Origin of the sequence: Microvirga lotononidis (assembly GCF_034627025.1) — a bacterium.
Classification (GTDB): Bacteria; Pseudomonadota; Alphaproteobacteria; order Rhizobiales; family Beijerinckiaceae; genus Microvirga; species Microvirga lotononidis.
Window position 1 is genome coordinate 4,639,431 of the sequence record NZ_CP141048.1, and the last position, 20,265, is coordinate 4,659,695.

The 20,265-nt window shown below is 61.7% G+C and carries 15 protein-coding genes and 2 riboswitches; of the genes, 6 read left to right on the forward strand and 9 right to left on the reverse strand.

Annotated features, from left to right (window positions below):
• Nucleotides 1–194 precede the first annotated feature (194 nt).
• The 5 genes from fabI to U0023_RS21890 are packed head-to-tail and all read right to left on the reverse strand — an operon-like array spanning nt 195 to nt 6,173.
• Nucleotides 195–1,001 (reverse strand): enoyl-ACP reductase FabI, encoded by an 807-nt coding sequence (fabI, locus tag U0023_RS21870; RefSeq protein ID WP_009490880.1) that lies wholly within the window; start codon nt 999–1,001, stop codon nt 195–197.
• Nucleotides 998–3,418 carry a DUF3141 domain-containing protein gene (locus tag U0023_RS21875; protein WP_009490879.1) on the reverse strand — a complete coding sequence of 807 codons (2,421 nt, stop codon included), beginning with the start codon at nt 3,416–3,418 and terminating at the stop codon, nt 998–1,000. Before U0023_RS21875 ends, fabI begins: the two co-directional genes overlap by 4 nt.
• 35 nt (nt 3,419–3,453) lie before the next feature.
• Entirely contained in the window at nt 3,454–3,966 is a 513-nt protein-coding gene (locus U0023_RS21880) for a hypothetical protein (RefSeq protein WP_009490878.1), read from the reverse strand.
• A 17-nt stretch (nt 3,967–3,983) separates the two neighbouring features.
• Entirely contained in the window at nt 3,984–5,192 is a 1,209-nt protein-coding gene (locus U0023_RS21885) for an acetate/propionate family kinase (RefSeq protein ID WP_009490877.1), read from the reverse strand.
• Between the two features lie 3 nt (nt 5,193–5,195).
• Nucleotides 5,196–6,173, reverse strand: coding sequence for a phosphate acetyltransferase (locus U0023_RS21890; protein WP_009490876.1), 978 nt, complete (start codon nt 6,171–6,173; stop codon nt 5,196–5,198).
• A 401-nt stretch (nt 6,174–6,574) separates the two neighbouring features.
• Nucleotides 6,575–6,663, forward strand: a riboswitch (glycine riboswitch).
• 435 nt (nt 6,664–7,098) lie between these two features.
• Between U0023_RS21890 and U0023_RS21895 the strand changes: the two genes are divergently transcribed.
• The 6 genes from U0023_RS21895 (at nt 7,099) to U0023_RS21920 (ending at nt 16,177) form a co-directional block, all read left to right on the forward strand.
• On the forward strand, nt 7,099–9,513 hold the full coding sequence (locus tag U0023_RS21895) for a penicillin-binding protein 1A (RefSeq protein WP_009490875.1): 2,415 nt from the start codon (nt 7,099–7,101) through the stop codon (nt 9,511–9,513).
• 18 nt (nt 9,514–9,531) lie between these two features.
• The gene (locus U0023_RS21900) at nt 9,532–11,169 is read left to right on the forward strand and encodes a peptidoglycan D,D-transpeptidase FtsI family protein (RefSeq protein ID WP_009490874.1); all 1,638 of its coding nucleotides are present in this window, start codon (nt 9,532–9,534) and stop codon (nt 11,167–11,169) included.
• Nucleotides 11,170–11,199: 30 nt separating this feature from the next.
• Nucleotides 11,200–11,847 carry a trimeric intracellular cation channel family protein gene (locus tag U0023_RS21905; RefSeq protein ID WP_009490873.1) on the forward strand — a complete coding sequence of 216 codons (648 nt, stop codon included), beginning with the start codon at nt 11,200–11,202 and terminating at the stop codon, nt 11,845–11,847.
• Between the two features lie 112 nt (nt 11,848–11,959).
• A riboswitch (glycine riboswitch) is annotated at nt 11,960–12,048 on the forward strand.
• 396 nt (nt 12,049–12,444) lie between these two features.
• Nucleotides 12,445–13,128: a L,D-transpeptidase gene (locus tag U0023_RS21910; protein ID WP_009490872.1), complete on the forward strand. Its 684-nt coding sequence runs from the start codon at nt 12,445–12,447 to the stop codon at nt 13,126–13,128.
• Between the two features lie 334 nt (nt 13,129–13,462).
• On the forward strand, nt 13,463–14,302 hold the full coding sequence (ppk2, locus tag U0023_RS21915) for a polyphosphate kinase 2 (protein WP_009490871.1): 840 nt from the start codon (nt 13,463–13,465) through the stop codon (nt 14,300–14,302).
• A 30-nt stretch (nt 14,303–14,332) separates the two neighbouring features.
• A complete protein-coding gene (locus U0023_RS21920; RefSeq protein ID WP_009490870.1) occupies nt 14,333–16,177 on the forward strand; it encodes a SulP family inorganic anion transporter in 1,845 nt (614 codons plus the stop codon).
• A gap of 179 nt (nt 16,178–16,356) precedes the next feature.
• Here the strand turns inward: U0023_RS21920 and cax are convergent, their stop codons facing one another.
• The 4 genes from cax to U0023_RS21940 all read right to left on the reverse strand — a co-directional run bounded on the left by cax (nt 16,357) and on the right by U0023_RS21940 (nt 20,260).
• Nucleotides 16,357–17,502: a calcium/proton exchanger gene (gene cax / locus U0023_RS21925; protein WP_210160995.1), complete on the reverse strand. Its 1,146-nt coding sequence runs from the start codon at nt 17,500–17,502 to the stop codon at nt 16,357–16,359.
• Nucleotides 17,503–17,868: 366 nt separating this feature from the next.
• Nucleotides 17,869–18,981, reverse strand: coding sequence for a TIGR03118 family protein (locus U0023_RS21930; RefSeq protein WP_009490868.1), 1,113 nt, complete (start codon nt 18,979–18,981; stop codon nt 17,869–17,871).
• Between the two features lie 513 nt (nt 18,982–19,494).
• Nucleotides 19,495–19,899 carry a cupredoxin domain-containing protein gene (locus U0023_RS21935; protein ID WP_009490866.1) on the reverse strand — a complete coding sequence of 135 codons (405 nt, stop codon included), beginning with the start codon at nt 19,897–19,899 and terminating at the stop codon, nt 19,495–19,497.
• 127 nt (nt 19,900–20,026) lie between these two features.
• Entirely contained in the window at nt 20,027–20,260 is a 234-nt protein-coding gene (locus U0023_RS21940; protein ID WP_195904175.1) for a hypothetical protein, read from the reverse strand.
• Nucleotides 20,261–20,265: the final 5 nt, after the last annotated feature.

Consider the following 20,265-nt stretch of genomic DNA (forward strand, 5'->3'; position numbering starts at 1 on the left):
GGTTCGGCCGGTCCATTTCGCGCAATCTCCGCCCCGTCGCCGAGTGCCTCTCGCAAGCGCCCATTGGTCCTTCCTCCTTGGGAAGGAATGGGAGCGCTGGCGCTGTGGAGCCTGCGGCCCATTTCAAGCACCGGAGAATGGCGGCCATTCGTACTTCCTCCTGTTTCGACCGCATGCTCACGCACAGGGCGGGGTCAAGCCATGATGCTGAGTCCGCCGTCGACATAAGTGGTCGTTCCGGTCAGTCTTCTGGCGAACGGCGTCGTCAGATAGGCTGCGGTGAGGCCGACATCCTCGATATCGACCAGTTCGCCAATAGGCGCACGTTCGACGGCCTCGGTAAGAAGGACGTCGAAATCCTTCAGGCCGGAGGCAGCCCGTGTTTTCAAGGGGCCGGGCGAGACAGCATGCACGCGGATGTGCCTCTGGCCCAGCTCATAAGCGAGGTACCTGACGGCGCTCTCCAGCGCCGCCTTTACAGGCCCCATGAGGTTGTAGTTCGGGACGACCTTCTCAGCCCCGTGATAGCTCATGGCCAACAGGGTGCCGCCTTCGGACATCAGCGGCTCCGCAAGCCGCGCCATCCGAATGAAGGAGTGGCATGAGATATCCATCGCCACCTTGAAACCCTCGTCCGAGCTGTCGACCAATCGGCCCTGGAGGTCATTCTTCGGCGCGAAGGCGATGGAATGCAGCGCGATGTCGAGGCTGCCCCACGTTGTGCGGATCTGCTCGAAGACGGATTCCAGCTGCCCTGACTGAGCCACATCGCAGGGCGCAAAGATGGATGCCCCGAGTTCCCTGGCGAGAGGCTCGACATAGGGTCTCGCCTTCTCGTTCAGGTAGGTGACGGCAAGATCCGCGCCGAGGTCACGGAAGACCCGGGCACAGCCATAGGCAATCGAATGCTCGTTGGCGATTCCGAGGACCAGAGCCCGTTTACCACGCAGAATCTTCGATTGGATGGCAGATCTGATTAGTTCATCGGGTCGATCGTTCATGGATTTTCCCTCGTGCGTCTCTTGCCGCTCGCGCGACGGGACGATCCCTGCCTTACTTCGATCCCAGGGTGTTCGTCTTCCTCGCGTTCCACCAGCGTCAAAGTGATCGGCTCAGCCTTGGTCCTGCCTTGGCTCGGATCCTCGGCCAGAAGGTGTCGGATCTCGCCGAGCAGAGCGACTTGCTTGGCATTGGCTTCGATCCGACCCTCGACATGGCCGAGCATGTCGAGCAGCATGCGCCGATCGACCGATGTCCGCAGGAGCTTGGGAAGCGCCAGAAGCGCCTTCACCGGCTCGAAATCGACGATGTAGGACTGCTCGCGAATGATTTCGCGGGCCGTCTCGGTCGGCATGTCGAGCAATCCGACATCCTGGCCGACGAGTTCTCTCGCTCGCTTCATAGCCGAGAGCCGCCGCCGGCCGGTACCGGCCTTCATCAGCAGAAGGGCGGCACGGACCATGGCTTCCGTTCGATCCCCTTCTTCGATGCGCGCCAGCGCCTCCTTCACGAAGGGAGCATTGCGGACATCGGTCGGCTCCTCCGCGACGGTACCCTTATCTTCTGCGGCCATTCCCATGCCGGCAGGACCATAGATGCGGAAGAACGTATTCTCGACCGCCGCATCGCGCAGATCGCGAAAGAGATCCCATGAGGCGGAGACCATGGCGGCGCTAGAGCGCTCCATCCTTGCTGCAGGCCCCTCATTGTCGCGAGGCGCCCGGTTTGCCTTGGCAATATCCGCGGCACCCTTCAGTGGCCAGAAGAAGGGATTGAGATCGGACACGGCCCACCGCTGAAACCTTTGAGGATTGAACGCCCTGGCAATGCCGGCTGCCGCAGGTGTGACCGTCGGTGCAAGAAAGGGATGAACGAAGGTCTCATAAGCGGCGGCGAGCATCTCCGAGGTTTTCTCGACTGCCTCGAACGGCATTTCGTCCTTACGGCCGTATTTCTGCAGCGCTTGCAAGTCTTCGACGCGCATCTCCGTCAGCGTCACATCGTAGTGCAGGCTACCATCTGGCGACTTCTGATCCTCGATCTGCATGCCGTACAGCCCCGGCGGCAGGTGCTCGATATAATCGATCAGGTCTACGATGTGGGTGTATTCCTTCTTGGCGACTGCCCCGGAGACGAAGATACCGAGATGACCTACACTCTTGTGCATCAGACCGACGATGACCTGTCCATTGGCCTTGAGAGCCTCGGTGGTCGGATACAGGTCAGCTACCCAGTTGAAGGCCTGCTGCGGAGGCGTGATATTGTCGCCCAATGATGCGAACAGGATGATGGGCGACCTGATCGACCGAAGATCGAACGCGCGCCCCTCGGACCACTCGGCATCGCCGTCAGCCAGGTTGTTTCCGACGAACAGATTCTCGACGATCCATTTGATCTCCTGCCGGTTCATGAGGAAGAATCCGCCCCACCAGCGCTCGAACTCCAGGAAGCGCTCGGGCTCGGTGTCGATCTTCGAGAAGAGCGTATAATATTTGTCGAAATAGGTATTGGCAGGGTTGAGGTACTCGAAATTCTCGACCAAGGAAGCGCCATCGAATTTCCCGGCACCAAGGTCGCTGGCGAGAAGAGCCGGCCAGAGGCCGCCGAGAAGCCCGCCCGCGTAACGCATCGGGTTCTCGCCATCGTTACCGGCCCAGTACGACATGGGCGCGCCGTTGATCACGATCGGGCCGACGAGGTCCGGCTCGACGGCGCCGACCAGCATGGAGGCCCAGCCTCCTTGGCAGTTGCCGAACAGGACGGGCTTGCGCGTCTTGGGATGACGTTCTCCGACGATGCGAAGGAATTCCGCTTCTGCGCGGGAGACGTCCGCGAGGGTCTGGCCGGGCATTGGCTCGGGGAAGAAGATCACGAAGTAGACAGGGTGTCCGGCCTTGAGCGCTACGCCGACCTGCGAAGCCTCCTTGAACCCGCCGATGCCGGGCCCGTGGCCAGCGCGCGGGTCGATGATGACGAAGGGACGGCGGTTCGGATCAGTCCTGACGCCAGCCGGCGGGACGATGCTCACCAGAGCATAGTTCACGGGCCGTTCGAACGAGCGGGCATCCGCAACGATCTCCCATTCGAAAGCGAGCAGAGGCGGCTTTCCAGCTTTCTCATGCTCGATCCAATTGTTGCCGCGCTGGCGCAGGGTGTCCCAAAACAGAACGGAGCGCTGAGTCGCGTCGAGCCAATAGGCACTGGCATCCCGCCACAGGTCGAGGGGCGATCCCGAGCGAGCCGCCCCGTCCCTCCAAGGCTCGGTGGCAGCTCTCACGGCGTCGAAGTAGCGTTCGAATGCGGTCGCGCAGCGCTCGTGATAGACCTGCGCGACCTTGGCTTGCGCCCGGCCAAGCTCCACCACAAGCTCCGGCCTGCCGTCATGTCGTTCGTCGCTACTGGATTCGACTTGCTGCATGGCACTTGTCCCGCCGAAGGTTACTGCCGAGGCGTTCAGTTCTTGGTGTCGCCCCATTTAAGGAAAAAGCCGACATCACCCGGCAAGCCACCCGGCCATTCGATGATCAGGGCACTCAGCCGGAACCCCGCAGGACGGAGTTGGTCGCGCCAGAGTTCGTAAGCCTGCCGCGGGCGTCCGATCAGGGTTTCGGGCCAAGCCGGATCCGCGTTGTTGATCGCCCGGCCATGGTCGGTGCACAGGGCGTTGGGAAAGCGCATGACCATCAGCTCGGTCTGCCCGCGCTCTGCCGCCGCGCGCAGCTTCGCCTTCAGCGGCTGGAGGATGTCCCGCAACGCCTCAGGCGTCAGGGTGAGCGGCTCGGACAGGCGCTTGACTAAGTCCTGGCGTGCCTTCTCGGCACGGTCCATGCCCTCGACCGACTTGGTGGCCTTCGCCATCTGCATCTCGGTCATGTAGTTCCGCAGATCGCCCGCCGACATGAACGTCTCATCCCCAAGCTCCTGCTCGGCGCTGGACACATCCGCCTTCGTCTTCACGGTTTCCATGGCATCAATCTCCGTGGTCAGGATGCAAGTTTGGCTTGCGCCGTGCCAAGCACGCTGCGCGTTTGCCGGGCGATCACCAGTTCTTCATTGGTCGGGATGATCCACGCGGCCGGTCCGGATCCGCCGGAAATACGCGGCCTGCCGGAACGATTGGCGGCTTCGTCGAGCACGAAGCCCGCCCACGCAAGGCCGGCCAGCACCTCAGATCGGGTTGCTACGTCGTTCTCGCCGATGCCGCCGGTGAAGACGAGGCCATCGAGCCCGCCAAGCGCCGCCACGAGTGACCCGACTTCCCGGGTGATGCGGTATACAAAAAGGTCGATGGCGCGCTTGGCATCTGGATTGGTTTCTGCGTTCGCCCGCAGCACCCGCATGTCGTTCGACAAGCCGGACACTCCGAGAAGGCCGGACTTCGTGTAGAGCATGCGCTCTGCCTCATCCGGGCTAAGATTCATCTCTCGGAGCATGTAGAATACAACCCCTGGATCGACGGCTCCGCAGCGCGTTCCCATAGGAAGGCCGTCGAGGGCCGAGAAGCCCATCGTGGTGGCGATGCTCGCACCCTTGTGGAGTGCACAGAGACTCGCACCGTTCCCGAGATGCGCGACGACCACCCTCCCCTCCGCGAGACTTGGATCGTAATCCTTGAGCACGGATGAAATGTAGTCGTAGGACAGCCCGTGAAAGCCGTAGCGACGCACACCGCGCTCGCGCATCTCGCGCGGGAGGGCGAACATCCTGGCGATTTCGGGCTGTGCTTGATGGAAAGCAGTATCGAAGCAGGCGACTTGCGGCAACCCCGGCAAGCGCCGACGGACGATCCGGATCGGCTCCAGGTTATGGGGTTGATGCAGGGGGGCCAGCGGCACCAGCGTTTCCAAAATCTCAACCACGGCTTCGTCAACGACGACTGGGCCGGAGAAGGTTTCGCCGCCATGGACGACCCGGTGCCCGATAGCCGCGAGCCTGCGCCCCTCCTGATGCTGCCGCAGCCATGCGATGAGATGCATCAGCGCCTCCTCGTGGCCGAGCCGGTCACCGGAGCTCCACGTCATCTCGTCCAGGAGCTGACCGCTGGCGTCCTTGACGACGAAACGTGCCGATCCTCCCAGCCCCTCGAACAATCCTTTGAATGCGACGCGAGGGTCAGCGCCGTCGGGCGTGTCATACACCTGGAACTTGAGGCTCGAGGAGCCGGCGTTGAGAACGATGAGGACGGGCATCATGGCTCACACCTCCGGGACGGCGAGTTGCTTGCGCTGCACATCGGCCACGAGCGAAGCCACGGCACAGGAAGCCAGGCGCGTGATCGTCGAGTCCGCCCTGCTGGTGAGGATGACCGGGACCCGTGCCCCGAGCACGATGCCGGCAGCGTCCGCGTCGGCCAGGAAGGTCAGGCTCTTGGCAAGCATGTTGCCGGCTTCGAGATCGGGTACGACCAGCACGTTCGCCTGCCCGGCGACGGGCGACTGGATCTTCTTGATCTTCGCCGCGCCGAGATCGATGGCGTTGTCGAGCGCCAGGGGGCCGTCCAGGATGGCACCTGTAATCTGCCCGCGGTCGGCCATCTTGCACAGGGCCGCGGCCTCGATGGTCGAGGGCACCTTCGGGTTGACCGTCTCCATCGCCGAAAGGATTGCTACCCGGACTGGATCGACCCGCATCGCCCGGGCCAGATCGATGGCATTCTGGACGATGTGGACCTTGTCCTCCAGCGTCGGCGCGATGTTGACCGCCGCGTCCGTGATGATGAGGGCCGTCTCGTGATAGGGGACATCCATCACGAAGCAATGGCTGATCCGGCGTGCGGTCCGCAGGCCGCCCTCGCGGCGAACCACCGCGCCCATGAGCTCGTCCGTATGCAGACTGCCCTTCATCAGCGCCTCTGCCTCGCCGGCCCTGACGATGTCCACAGCTCTCTCGGCCGCTGCATGGCTATGCGGAGCATCGACGATGCGCATCGTGGCGACCGACTTGCCTAAAGCCTGTGCGGTGCCCGTGATCTTGGCCTGCGGCCCGACGAGAATCGGATCGATCAGGCCGAGCTCGACCGCCTCGAACACGGCACCCAACGAGGCAGCATCGCAGGGATGCGCCACCGCAACCTTCAGCTTCTGCAGGGACTGCGCCGTTGCCACCAGCCGGTCGTATTTCAGGTGCTGGCGCGTTGGCTGAGTGGAACTCTGAGTTGATGTCACAACCGTCATAGTCGCCTCTGATCCCGTTGTCCTATGACCAGCCGCCGGAGTGGCTACCAGTGCCCACGCAATCGCCGACATACCGACATTGCTTAATTTGGACCTCGCGGGGTCGTCTGCTTGACCCGTTGAGCCAATGTTTTGACAATTTGGGACGAGGCCGTATCGCCTCGCGGCGAAGGTGGTGACTGGATTGCTACCGCCTTCTTCGACGACCGCTTTGACATTTCGCAAGCTGGTCGACGTCCCTCGGAAGTTCGGCTCGTGAGGGGCAGAGGTGCCACAACTTCCGCAACACCGATCGTATTTCATCGGTCAGCCGGTAGATGCGTCCGTCATCTTGGCGCTCGGTAGAGCGGTTTGAGGCGGACGATGACACAGTTCCGCCACAAACAAAGGCGAATTGACCTTAGCAATGAGCGGGAGAGAGCCAGTCCGCTGGCCGCCGAAGGAGCAACTGCCCCGGAAACTCTCAGGCACCAAGGACCGCTTCATTGTCTGACACTCTGAAAAGTGGAGCATCTTGCTCCCGCCCATGGTGAAAGTCGCCGCCGGCTCCCCTGGCTGCGATGAAGCTCTCAGGCCAATGACAGAGGGGGCTCCCGCCGTAGCATCGACAGCGGCCCATGACGGAGCCTGACAAATGCCCTCCCCAGCACCCACAATCCACGACACGTCGCATCCGCCGAGACATTCGTTAAGGCATCCAATGCGTCAAATGCTGGCGCATCTGCGCTGCTGACGCGCTAAGCTTTCTCACTCGCGCCGATTTATCATCTCGACGGCACGCATCGCGTGCTGCGTGAACGCGGCTGCCCGATCGCTCGGAATCCGCACGCGGTCGCGCGCGGGAAGGTTCTCAACGCCTCCTTTCATCATCGTGCGCGAGTCTTCGTGACAGCGCTGGAACTCGCTCAAAACCTCGGGGCTCGCGATGCGCTTCGTTCTCCGCTTCATCGGCTTTGCCGCAGCCTTGGCCTCACTCGCCATGGTCAGCGTCGCGCTGGCCGTCGGATTCGTCCTATGGCACCTCTCTTCCGATCTGCCCGACCACGCAGAGCTCGCGCGCTATGAACCCGCGATGACGACGCGCCTGCATGCCGCCGACGGAAGAATAATCGCCGAATATGCGCGCGAGAACCGACTGTACCTGCCCCTGGCAGCCATGCCGCGGCGGATCACCGCCGCCTTCCTGTCGGCGGAAGACAGACATTTTTACGAGCACAACGGGATCGATCTCATGGGCATCGGTCGTGCACTGCTCGCCAATCTCGCGAGCAACGCAGGTCGGCCGCAAGGAGCATCGACGATTACACAGCAGGTCGCCAAGAACATCCTCCTGTCACGCGAGCAGACCTACAGCCGCAAACTCAAGGAAATCCTGCTCGCCTTCCGGATCGAGGAGACATTCACCAAGGACCGTATTCTCGAACTCTACCTGAACGAGATCTATTTCGGCATGGGACACTACGGGATTGCTGCGGCTGCGTTGGGGTACTTCGACAAATCCGTCCATGAATTGAGCCTGGCGGAGATCGCCTATCTCGCCGCCCTTCCGAAGGGACCGAACAACTACCATCCGCTCCGCCGGCCCGAGGCGGCAATGAACCGCCGCAATTGGGTTTTGGAGCGTATGGCTGCCAACGGCTATATCGGGCAAGACGAGGCTGATGTGGCAATGGAAGAGGCGCTCGTCGTCAATCCGCGCACAGTATCGCCCCATGAAACTCACGCAGACTACTTCGCCGAGGAGGTCCGGCGTGAACTCGCGAACCGCTACGGTGAAGCGGCCCTCTATGAGGGCGGGATGTCCGTTCGAACGACGCTCGACCCGAAGATGCAGGCTGCAGCCCGTAAGAGTCTTGTGGATGGCTTGGTCAGCTTCGACGAGACCCGGGGCTGGCGCGGAACAGCCGTCCGACTTCCCTCGGTGGAAGGAGATTGGGGCCTGAAGCTTGCTGAGCTGCCGACATTCGAGGACATCCGCCCCTGGCGACAGGCTGTCGTTCTCTCGGTCGACGCGAAGAGCGCTCGTATAGGTCTGCGACCGGACAGGGATGCTGCCGGTGAGATCGAGGCCCCGCGCTTTATAGGGCGGATTACGGGCCAAGGGATACGCTGGACGGGAAAAAGCCGCATGGGCGACGTTCTACGCGTCGGCGACATCGTTCATGTCGAGCCCTTCAGGAAAGCTTCGAACGAGTACCGCTTGAGGCAGATCCCCGAAATCTCCGGAGCCTTGGTCGCGCTGGAGCCCGACACGGGGCGCATCCGCGCCATGGTGGGCGGCTTCTCGTTTCGTCAGAACGAGTTCAACCGTGCCACCCAGGCTTGGCGCCAACCAGGCTCGACCTTCAAAGCGATCGTCTATGCGGCAGCCTTGGACAACGGTTACACGCCTTCGAGCCTCGTTCTCGATGCGCCTTTGTCCATTACGCAGGGTGCTGGACAGGCCCCATGGTCCCCGGTCAACCACAACGGGCGCTACGACGGCCCGTCCACGCTTCGCATGGGGCTCGAGCGTTCCAAGAACGTAATGACAGTCAGGCTCGCACGTGACATCGGCATGCCGCTCATCGCCGACTATGCGCGCCGCTTGGGCGTCCAAGACGATCTGCCGCCGCTGCTTTCGATGGCGCTGGGCGCCGGTGAAACCACGGTGCTGCGGATGACGACGGCCTACGCGATGCTCGTCAATGGTGGCCGTTACATCCGACCGACCCTCATCGAGCACATTCAGGACCGGCATGGGACCACGATTTTCCGGCATGACCAGCGGTCATGCTCCGGCTGCTCCATACGCCCCTGGAGCAACCAGCCGGCTCCTAATCCAAATGACAAGACAGAACAGGTGATCGATCCGCTCACCGCCTATCAGGTGACCTCCCTCCTCCAGGGCGTCGTCGAGCGCACGTTGCCGCGTGTATTCTCAGGCTTCGACAGGCCGCTCGCGGGAAAGACCGGCACGACCAACGATGCTAGGGATTTGTGGTTCGTCGGCTCCACGCCGGAACTCGCCGTTGGCGTTTTCCTAGGATCTGATCGGCCCCGCTCGATGGGGAAGTCCGCCTACGGCTCCGGATATGCAGCACCCATTGCCCGAGCGTTCCTCGAGCAGGCGCTCGCAGGCAAGCCCCACACCGCCTTTCGTGTTCCGTCTGGGATCAAACTGATCCCGGTCGATCCTTACACTGGCAAGCGCACCGCCACTCGCAATGCAATTCTTGAGGCGTTCAAGCCGGGCACGGAGCCGCCGGTGGCTGAGCCTCCAGCCGTTGCCGACGAGCTGCCGACCGGCATCTCGGCCTGGGAGGCCCACACCCCTCCCGGCTTCATCCACCTCCAATGATGCGCGTCGGGTAAAGCGATGGCAGGTTCTCCGTTCAGGCTCGCGATCGACCGCGCTCCCGGCCGTATCCGGCTGGCGACTTATGGGTTCACTGCCCTGTTTTCCATGATTGCCGTGCAGCTCGTCACCCTTGGTCTCGAACCATATGAGCCGCGCGCGGTCTCCCCGAACCCAATCGCGCAGGTGAGGCCCGAAATCATCGACCGCAACGGCATCGTTCTTGCCAAGGACCTCGACCTCTTCTCCGTCTACGCCGAACCGCGGCGGATCATCGACATTGACGAGGCGGTGGAAGGACTGACCGAGGTGTTCAATGACATCGATCCGGGGGAGCTGCGCCGCAAGCTTATGTCGGGATCGGGTTTCGCATGGATCAGGCGCTCGATCGCGCCTTCCGTCGCAGACCGGGTCTGGTCGCTCGGCTTAGCCGGAATTCACCTCCGGCGGGAACCGACACGTGTTTACCCCAACGGGGCTGCCGCAGCTCATGTTCTTGGGGCTGTCGACATCGACAACCGGGGCGTGGCCGGCATCGAGACATGGATCGACGCCACTTCGAGTGCACATGAACCTGAATCCACCAAGGCAATGGGGGACGTTACCAGCCCGAGCGTCCGGCTCAGCATCGATCTCCGCATCCAGCACATCTACGCAGAGCACCTTCGCTCCGCACTTCGGACCTACGACGCTATCGGGGCGGCAGGCCTCGTCCTCGACGTCACCAATGGAGAGATCATCGCCCTTGTGTCGTTACCCGACTTCGATCCGAATGATCCGGGGCTGGCGCTGCATCCGGACCGCATCAATCGGATGCAGGTCGGCCGCTATGAAATGGGTTCGATCTACAAGGCCCTGACGACCGCGCTCGCATTGGACACCGGGCTGTTCACGCTCGATTCCACCTTCGATGCCAGCCGACCGCTTTCCATCGGCGGCGCCAGCATCGATGATTTTCGTGGCAAGAGGCGGGTCCTGACCCTGCCCGAGAGCTTCATCTACTCGTCGAACATCGCCATGGGCCAAATGGCGCTGGCCATCGGCGCGCCCAGGATCCAGTCCTTCTTGAAGGTGCTGGGACAATACGACAGGATCAAAACGGAACTCTCGGAGAGTTCCACTCCAATCGTACCGTCGCGGTGGAGCAACGTTACGACCGCGACGGTTGCCTTCGGCCACGGCATCGCAGTCACGCCACTTCAGGGGGCCATGGCCTTGGCTGCATTGGTAAACGGCGGGAATGTGATCACTCCTACCTTCCTGGCCGAACGCGGGCTCGGCGAGCGCCTGCGCGCCCAAGGCGTTGTCAAGCCTGAAACCGCTGCGATCTTGCGCGACCTGATGCGCCTGAATGTCGAGGCCGGATCGGCTCGCCGGGCGGCGCTTGATCCCATCCGGATCGGCGGTAAGACAGGAACATCCGAGAAGGTGGTCGGCGGTGTCTACTCCAAGGAGAAAGTCATGACGTTCTTCGTCGGGGTCGCCCCTATCGACTCGCCGCGTTACCTGTTCCTGACGATCCTTGATGAACCGAGCGGTCTGCCGGAAACCTTTGGTTTTCGCACGTCGGGATGGAACGCCGTTCCAGTAACCCGGCGCGTCATGGGCGAAGCCCTGCCCTTGCTAGGCATTCCGTCCTGGACCACTTTGGCAAACTGATCCCGGAATCTCATGATGGATTTCTGACTGATGTTCGACACCTTCACCGCCTTGCTCGACTGGTTCGGGATCATCGTCTTCGCCACCACCGGAGCGCTGGTTGCCTCGCGCAAGCAGATGGATCTGGTTGGCTTCGTGCTCCTCGGCACTGCCACCGGGATCGGCGGCGGAACGATCCGGGATACACTGATCAACGCGCTTCCTGTCTTCTGGGTACGGGAGCCGGCCTACCTGATCACTTGTGTGCTCGTATCCTCCACTGTGTTCTTTCTCGCCCATGTTCCACAGTCGCGGCTCAAGCTCCTGCTGTGGTGCGACGCAGTCGGCATGGCTTTATTCGCGGTGACCGGGGCCGAGAAGGCGCTGCTGGCGGACGCAGGTGTCATCGTCGCTGTCGCCATGGGTGTCATCACGGCCACCTTCGGTGGCATCGTCAGGGATATCCTAGGTGGCGAGAGCCCGGTCATACTCAGCCGCGAGATCTATGTGTCGGCGGCGCTGGGCGGGGCGACGATCTTCGTGACCGGGGTCTCGGTCGGCATTTCGCGTGAGTTCTCGCTCGCCAGCGGCTTCCTGGCTGCATTCACGATCCGAGCGGCGGCGCTGCGGTGGAACTGGTCTCTTCCGCGCTACCGGCCTCGGCCCGGACGCACGCGGGATGAGATCAATCGCAGTTGATCTGACCCGTGACGGAGCATGTAACCTGTGCCCCTTTCGCAACAGGCTGTGCCCTTCGAGATGCCTCGTTTGAAATCTCACAATTCTGCCTCAAACTGTTTTAATGTGCGGGGCACTGCAAGCGGGAGAGAGCCAGCGTGCTGGCCGCCGAAGGAGCAACCGCCCCGGAAACTCTCAGGCACCAAGAACCGCTTGTTGGTGAAACACTCTGAAAAGCGGAGCATCGCGCTCCCGCCCACGGTGTAAGTCGTCGCCGGTTCCCTGGCTGCGATGAAGCTCTCAGGCCAATGACAGAGGGGGCTCGCTTGCGATCTGCGTGCGGAGCCCTTTTGGAGCCTGAAGAATGCCTATCCTGCCGATTCATCTGCGGACTTTCGCCAACGACATCCTCTGTAAACCGGCGCCAATTATCGCCGCCTGATCCGCTGCCGCACGACGCCGGCTCCGCGCTGGTGTGACTGCGCATGCGCGCTGCCCAGGATTTATTCAGCGCAACGGCGGCCGCGGGCTTCTGTGTCTCATCCCCTCAGCTCTTATTCAAAAAAGCAACCCATCCTCATGACTTCTTTCCGTCTTCTCCTCCGTCGACTTCCATCCATGCGTGCCAAGGTGATCGGTATGACGATGCTTGCTTCGGCACTCGCGGGTTGCATCTCCACACAGACGCCTCAGAATGCGGATCTCAAGTCGCCGCATCCGACCTACGTCGCTATGTACGGACCACGGCCGGACGAGAAGTTTCCGCTTCCTGCCACTGATATTTCGTCCGTTGACCCGCAGTTCCTCAGACAGGAGGTCGCTTACAACACCTCGGAGCGCCCCGGTACCATCGTGGTCGATACGGCCAATCGCTACCTGTACCTCGTACGGGAGAACGGACGCGCGATCCGCTACGGCATCGGCGTGGGAGCCGAGGGCATGAAGTGGGCTGGGCGGGCGGAAGTGGGCCGCAAGGCGGAGTGGCCCCGCTGGACACCCACCGCTGCAATGATCAAGCGCGATCCCGAGCGTAACAGGCCCTGGGCGAACGGGATGCCTCCGGGCCCCAACAACCCCTTGGGGCCACGGGCGCTCTATCTCTTCCAGAACGGCCGAGATACCTTGTACCGGATTCACGGCACCACCGAGCCCCACACCATCGGCGAGGCGGTGTCGAGCGGCTGTATCCGCATGCTCAATCCCGACATCCTCGACCTCTACAGCCGCGTTCCGGTCAGCAGCCCGGTCGTCGTTCTCCCCGACACGCGAACGGCCGATATGGGCGTCGAGCAATCCAGCTAATCGATCGAGCAATGCCCTCATCGAAGCGCGGGTCCTCGCATCCTCTAGAGCCTGTGGTGGATCCCAAGGCATGCTTGGCCAGCGGCACGGTTCTCCTTCAAGCCAATCTTTATGGCAAGGACTAAGGCCTCTGGTCCGTCCATTGTCCTATCCGATCAAGGGTTTGTCCCAAAGTATCAAGCAAATCGATCCTCCGGGAGCAACGATAGCTCATGCGATGCGCGGAGTTGCCGGTTGTCCAAGCGCAGCTGGCAACATTGAGAGGCTTTGCCTCCGACGGCGCGATGATGGAGTTCGGCGCAGTCGCGCGAAATGATCTCGACAGGAACCTGCCATGAGCCGATTGGATGCCATCAAGACGAAACGAGATCCGTCCGAACCACGAAAGGATTCCGCGCCTCCCATGAAGCGGAAGGAGTTCGAGAGCGAGCTGAGAACGCTCCAGGTCGAACTCGTCCGCCTCCAAACCTGGGTCAAGGCGACGGGCGCGAGGATCATCGTGATCTTCGAGGGCCGCGACACCGCCGGCAAGGGCGGGGTGATCAGCCGCATCACCCAGCGCGTCAGCCCCCGGGTGTTTCGGCATATAGCTCTGCCGGCGCCGACCGAGCGCGAGAAGAGCCAGCTCTACATCCAGCGCTACATTGCCCAGTTCCCGGCCGCAGGCGAGATCGTGCTGTTCGACCGCTCCTGGTATAACCGGGCCGGAGTCGAGCGCGTCATGGGCTTCTGCACCGACGATGAATACGAACGCTTCATGCGACTCGTGCCACCTTTCGAGCGGGAGATCGTCGAGAACGGCATCATCCTGCTCAAGTACTTCCTCGATGTGAGCCAGGACGAGCAGCGCCGCCGGTTCGCCGATCGGATCGAGGATCCGATCAAGCATTGGAAGCTCAGTCCGATGGACACCGAGTCGGTGCGTCGCTGGTGGGATTACACGCTGGCCTACCAGGATATGCTGCGCGCGACCGACACGCCGCATGCTCCCTGGTTCGTCGTGCCATCCGACGACAAGCGCCGCGCACGTCTCAACCTGATTGCCCATCTGCTGAGCCAGATACCATATAAGCGGATCAAGCTCGACCTGCCGAAGGTCCCGAAGGCCGAGCCGCGGCCAAAGCGCGCCGAGGATGGTCTGCCGGCCAAGATCGTCGTTCCGACGCGATACTAAGTGTCAAGACGCATAAACCGGAACGCGGCCATGGTCGGCATTCCCCCAGCAGATCGTCTCCCCTCGAGCCGGCAGGAGGCTGCGCCTGTTCCGTTCGAGCATGGAGGCAGAGCGACGGAAGGGCATGCGGCTCGAAGCCACGGCGATCCGGAAGGAGTGTCGGTTGTCCGCGGGATCAGCCATGATTCCAGCTGGTTGCGCTGGCTGCCCGGACTGAAAACTCTTCTTCGGTATGAACCCTCATGGCTCGGACATGACATCGTCGCCGGGTTGGTCTTGGCGACGATGCTCGTCCCAGTCGGGATCGCCTATGCCGTGGCATCCGGCCTCCCGGGCATCTGCGGCCTTTACGCCACGATCGTCCCGCTGTTGGCTTATGCGGTCTTTGGCCCTAGCCGCATCCTCGTCCTCGGCCCGGACTCCGCTCTTGCAGCCGTCATCCTCGGCATCGTGCTCCCCCTGTCCGGCGGAGATCCGCAGCGCGCCATTGCCCTGGGTGGCCTGATGGCGCTCGTATCAGGGACGGTTCTGATCCTCGCGGGTCTCGCACGACTCGGCTTCGTCACCGAACTCCTGTCGAAGCCAATCCGCTACGGCTACATGAACGGCATCGCACTGACCGTCCTGATCAGCCAGCTCCCCAAACTCTTCGGCTTCTCGGTCGAAAGCACAGGGCCGCTGCGTGATCTGTGGGCGATCGGCGGGGCCATCTTGGACGGCCGAACGAATTGGGTGGCACTTGCAATCGGCTTGGGGACACTGGCGACCATCCTGCTGCTGCGGGGCAACAGGCGTGTGCCCGGTATCCTGGTTGCCGTTGTCGGCGCTGTGCTCCTCGTCAGCCTGTTCGACCTCGCAGACCGCCACAATGTATCAATCCTTGGCTCCCTGCCCCAAGGCCTCCCCAGTTTCGCGTTTCCCTGGATCAGACTCGACGACCTTGTTCCCGTACTGATCGGCGGCTGCGCCGTGGCCATGGTATCGTTCGCCGATACCAGCGTGCTTTCGCGCGCCTACGCCGCGCGGATGCATACCGCCGTGGACCCCAACCAGGAAATGGTGGGGCTGGGTGCGGCCAATCTCGCGACCGGCTTTTTTCAGGGCTTCCCGATCAGCAGCAGCAGCTCGCGCACGCCCGTGGCTGAAGCCGCCGGTGCACGCACGCAATTGACCGGCATCGTGGGCGCACTCGCCATCGCCCTTCTGCTGCTGATGGCCCCTGACCTTCTGCGGAACCTGCCGAATGCCGCCTTGGCCGCAGTTGTCATCGCATCGGCCATAGGGTTGTTCGAAATAACCGACCTCAAACGGATCTATCAGATCCAGCGCTGGGAGTTCTGGCTCTCGATCGCCTGCTTTGCCGGAGTTGCGGTATTCGGCGCCATTCCTGGAATCGGCCTGGCGATCGTGATCGCGGTGATCGAGTTCCTATGGGACGGTTGGCGTCCCTATTCCGCCATCCTGGGGCGTCCGGCCGGCGTCGAGGGATACCATGACATCACACGCTATCCGGAAGCGCATCGGATCCCCGGTTTGGTCCTGTTCCGCTGGGATGCGCCATTGTTCTTTGCCAATGCGGAGCTTTTCCGCGAGCGCGTGCTTGCTGCCGTGGCGGAATCCCCCACACCAGTCCGATGTGTGGTTGTCGCAGCCGCTCCCGTCACGAGCGTTGATGTGACAGCGGCCGATGCGCTGACGGAGCTTGACGAGGCCCTGCTGGCGCAAGGCATCGAACTCCGGTTCGCCGAACTCAAGGACCCTGTCAAGGACAAGCTGCGGCGGTTCGGCGTGTTCGATCGGTTCGGCGAGACGCGTTTTTCCCCCACAATCGACGCCGCCGTTTCGCGATTTCACCGGCAACATGGCGAGGCTTGAGCATCCCGCCGAAATCGCGCTGGAATGCGCAATAATAATTGATAGACGCGTCCGAGGGATGAATGCGTCGAAAGCAAAATTACTAAGTGGTGTTGCCTCAGAAGATTCGCGAAACAGCACACTTCGAGCATGCGGTGCAGTCGCCAACAAGGATCTTGCTCCCCATGATCCGTATTCCGCTATACGGCAGCTGGAAGCAGGTACAGGATGGCGGCGATGATGAGGTAGAGCGCGAGCAGTTGCGCCCCTCTGAACCAGGTGGATTGGCCTGTCGTGGTTACGGTCGCCCCGAGAAGCACAGCCCCGAACAGCATCCACATCTCGGCCTGTGAGAACACGAGCCGGAACTGCGGCTGTCCCATGGCCGGCGCGACCAAGACAAGGACCGGGGCCACGAACAGGGCGATCTGGACGCAACTCCCCAACGCGATTCCAATGCTGAGATCCGGACGGTTCGCCCGGCCCATGGCGACCGCCGAGCCACACTCCGCCGCGCCGCCGACGAGCGCAAGCACGATCACACCCATAAACATCTGCGACATTCCCAGTGCACGACCGGCTTGCTCGGCGGCGCCGACCAGGATCTCGCTCATCCAAGCCGCGCCAAGGGAAGCGATCAGCAACGTCGCGACGCCCCGGGCAAAACTGGGATGCTCTTCAGTTTCCTCATCCGGCGCCGGTGCGTTCAACTCGGCAAATGTTTCCGGATGGGTTCTCAGGGCGTAAAGCAGGAAAAGCGCATACAATCCCAACAGCACTAACGCGACGAAAAGATCCAAGGTGTCATGGACACCCAAGTGAGGTTCGTCCTCGAGGGCCCGATGGAAGGCACTCGGCAGCGCCAGGCTGATCCACGCCAGGACCATCGTCGAGGAATAGGTGCGGACAGCATTCGGATTGTAGTCCTGACCATGATGGCGCAGTCCGCCGAGCAGGAAAGACAAGCCGAGCGCCACCAGCAAGTTGGCGAGGAGCGCACCGACGAGGGAAGCTCGCACCATTTCCAGAAGACCGGCCCGAAGGGCTGCCATGGCGATGATCAGCTCCGGCAGGTTTCCAAAAGTGGCGTTAAGGAGGCCGCCCACAGTGGCTCCGGTATAAGCGGCGACCTGTTCCGTTCCCTGCACGATGAGTTTGGCAAATGGCACAATGGCCAGGGCAGCACAGAAAAAGATAACGCCGGCAGGAACGCTGCCGAGATGCTCGAGAATGACCACAATAGGCGCGAGAACCAGGAGCCACAAAAGCGAAGGCCGGAATGGGATCCGCTTGAGGAGGGTGCCCTCGGCCATAACGTGAGCATCGGGATAAGTTTTGTCCCTCATCACCTGAACCTTGCTCCTGCGAAAGTCGAGTGAAGGATCAACCCTAGCGCGACTTGCGTGCGATGCTTGATCGCCCGGGACAATCCGTTGACTGTTTGGGCCATTCCCAACTTCGGGCGGCCTTGGAGCCATGGTCAGAGGACAGGAACGACTGGACCCGGAACGCCTGCCACGGATCAATGCACACCGAAGGGTGAGAGGGTCTGACCACCCTCTCCCCCTCGCCGTTGCCGAAATCTGGATAAGGACCGCCCAAGGCAGTCTTTCGGCCTTTCGCCAATACGAGTATAGGCTGAGGGCCGCGCTGCGGCGCTCGAGACGAGCTCCTTACTCAGACGTTCTGGGACAAGCCTCTTGCCCGACCGGTCATACTAGCAAATCCGTTCCACCTGCATGGTGATGCGTCTGCGTGGGAGCAGCCGTAAGCGTCCCGAACAGGCCATGCGCTTCGTCCTGCACGCCTGCGGTGAAATAGATGCTGTGCGGATCACTGTTCGGACCGCGGTTTCCGGGCACAAGCGCCCAGAGATCGCCGATCACGACCTGATTGCCGCTGGGGCCGTCCACGGTGCCGAGGAAATGGAAATCGTGAGGATCATAGGCATTGATCCTCCCGTCTCCGAAGTTTCCAACCAAAAGGTCATGGGAGAACTTTCCGAACCCGGAAGGAGCGATGGCTAAGCCCCAGGGAGAGTCGAGAGGTCCCTGCGAGGCGACCCTGTGAAGAAGATGTCCGGAGAAATCGAACTCGTCGACATAACCATGACCCGGGCCGGCGACGTCGTCCTTCTTGGCCGCATCCTGGAGAGCGAAAGTCACGAACAAATGACCGTTGAGCGCCTGCACGTTGAACGGCGCATAACCATCCGGCAGGTTCGCATCGGTGAAGTGCTTCACCTGCTGAAAATGGTTATTGAAGACGTCAACGACTCCATTATGAAAATCCGATGCATACAGATATGTATGGCCACGGGTTGTTCCGATCGCCAAGCCCTTGAATACAGCCCCGGATGCAGACTTGTCGACGGCAATTACGGAGCTGGCGCTATCTACGTTTGGGTTCCATCCAGAGATGGTCCCATCTTCCGTCGCGAACAGGAAATTGGCTGACGCGGTGTGCCCGTTGCTGGAGATGGTGAATCCTTTGTGCGTGGAATTGAAGACTTGGCCCGTCGGTGCAGATGGATCCGTTTGCCCGGGAGGTGCGGCAATCGTAATCGATAGGTGACCACCGATCGAGATCGGCAATCCCTTGCCATCGTAGACAGTGGCGACCCCGGTCCCGTTGTCGGAAACCCAGAATGGACCGGTTCCGCTGCTGGCAACACCCCATGGATTAATCAAATTCGGATCGGTGTGCGCAGCAGGCAAGAAACCGTCAGATACAAGATTTGTCTGGGTATAGGAATTTTCCTGCTGCCCAGGACGTTGAGCGGATTGAGAACCCGATCCGAGCGGATCGTAGGAATAGGCATTCATCTATGCCTCCATGGCTTGAGAGAAGCCCCCACCTCCCGACACCAAAGCCAGAGGTCGTTGGAGCCCGCCTTACCCGGAAGTGGGCGAATTGGATCCAGCGAGGCGAGGTTACCAATGTCCGACGCCAAGGTTGGACATCGGCATTCGGAAATTTATGGATACCCGCTGGTGGGCTCGATCCCGTGCAAGCCATCAAGGCAATCGTGCCGGGACAACGATAGGGGTTGGAGCATGCCGCATGCATCTCTCCCTCTGTTTCTTTGGACGGGCATGGTGCCTGTCAGGGCGGCCATCCTAGGTGCCGAGACTTAGAGCAGAATTAGGTCCACAGACCTGCAGCGCTCAAGCGACGCCGATGTCCATTGCACCCCGCGCTCGCGCAGCAGACGGATCGATCGCGCCAGCCTTATGGCGACAGCTCATTTTACATACTTCTGCCGTTCGACCGCCTCGGCTCACGTCCAGTCATCGTCCGATAGCGGGACAGGCTGCCTCATCAGTATAAAACCGGACTCAGTCGACGGTGATGCTTCCGGTCATCCCGAAGCTGGCGTGCAGAAAGTGCGTACAGGTCATGCCGTAGCGTCCTGCCGCGACTGGCGTGAGTGTCACCGTGCGAGTTTCCCCCTTGCCGACCTCGATCCGCCCCCCTGAGACTGCGGCACCATCACCGGGGTTGATCTGAGCGGCGGCGAAGAATTCCGGCGCAGCCAGATTGTGCGCCCCTGAGCCCCGATTCATGAGGCGCAACTGATAGACCTGTCCGTGGTGCAGGCGCAGGTTCTGCGGCGTGAACGCAAAGTCCGACAGGACGATATCGACCGGCTGAACCCGGGTACCTACCGACAGACGCGTTGCGGCAGACGCGTTCCCGCAGAAGGTTACCGCCAAGGTCGCTATGATCAGCGCGGTTCTCATGGAGACCTCCCGTTGTTGGCAGGCCCATAGAATAGCACTTCCGCGGGTCTATCGCGATGAAGACCGCATAGCCTTCAAGCCGAGGCTGTCCGGCTTTCGGTGGGCTTCGGTCCCATCGCAGCTTCCGTCAGCCTAGGGAATGTAAGGCCTTCGGGCGTCCGCGACCTGGAGGTGCCTGATGCGAGGTGCACTGGCGGAGCCAAGCGAGGGCAGCATCCAAATCGACAAAGATCGGATGGTCTTTCCCGCTGGCCAGCCCAAAGCCGGCCTCCAGATACCAGTGATCGGGAGCCACCTCGTTATCTGCGCTGAGATGGGTCAATACCGCCAGAAGGCGCTCTTGTTCGCCATAGACCAGCATGCCCT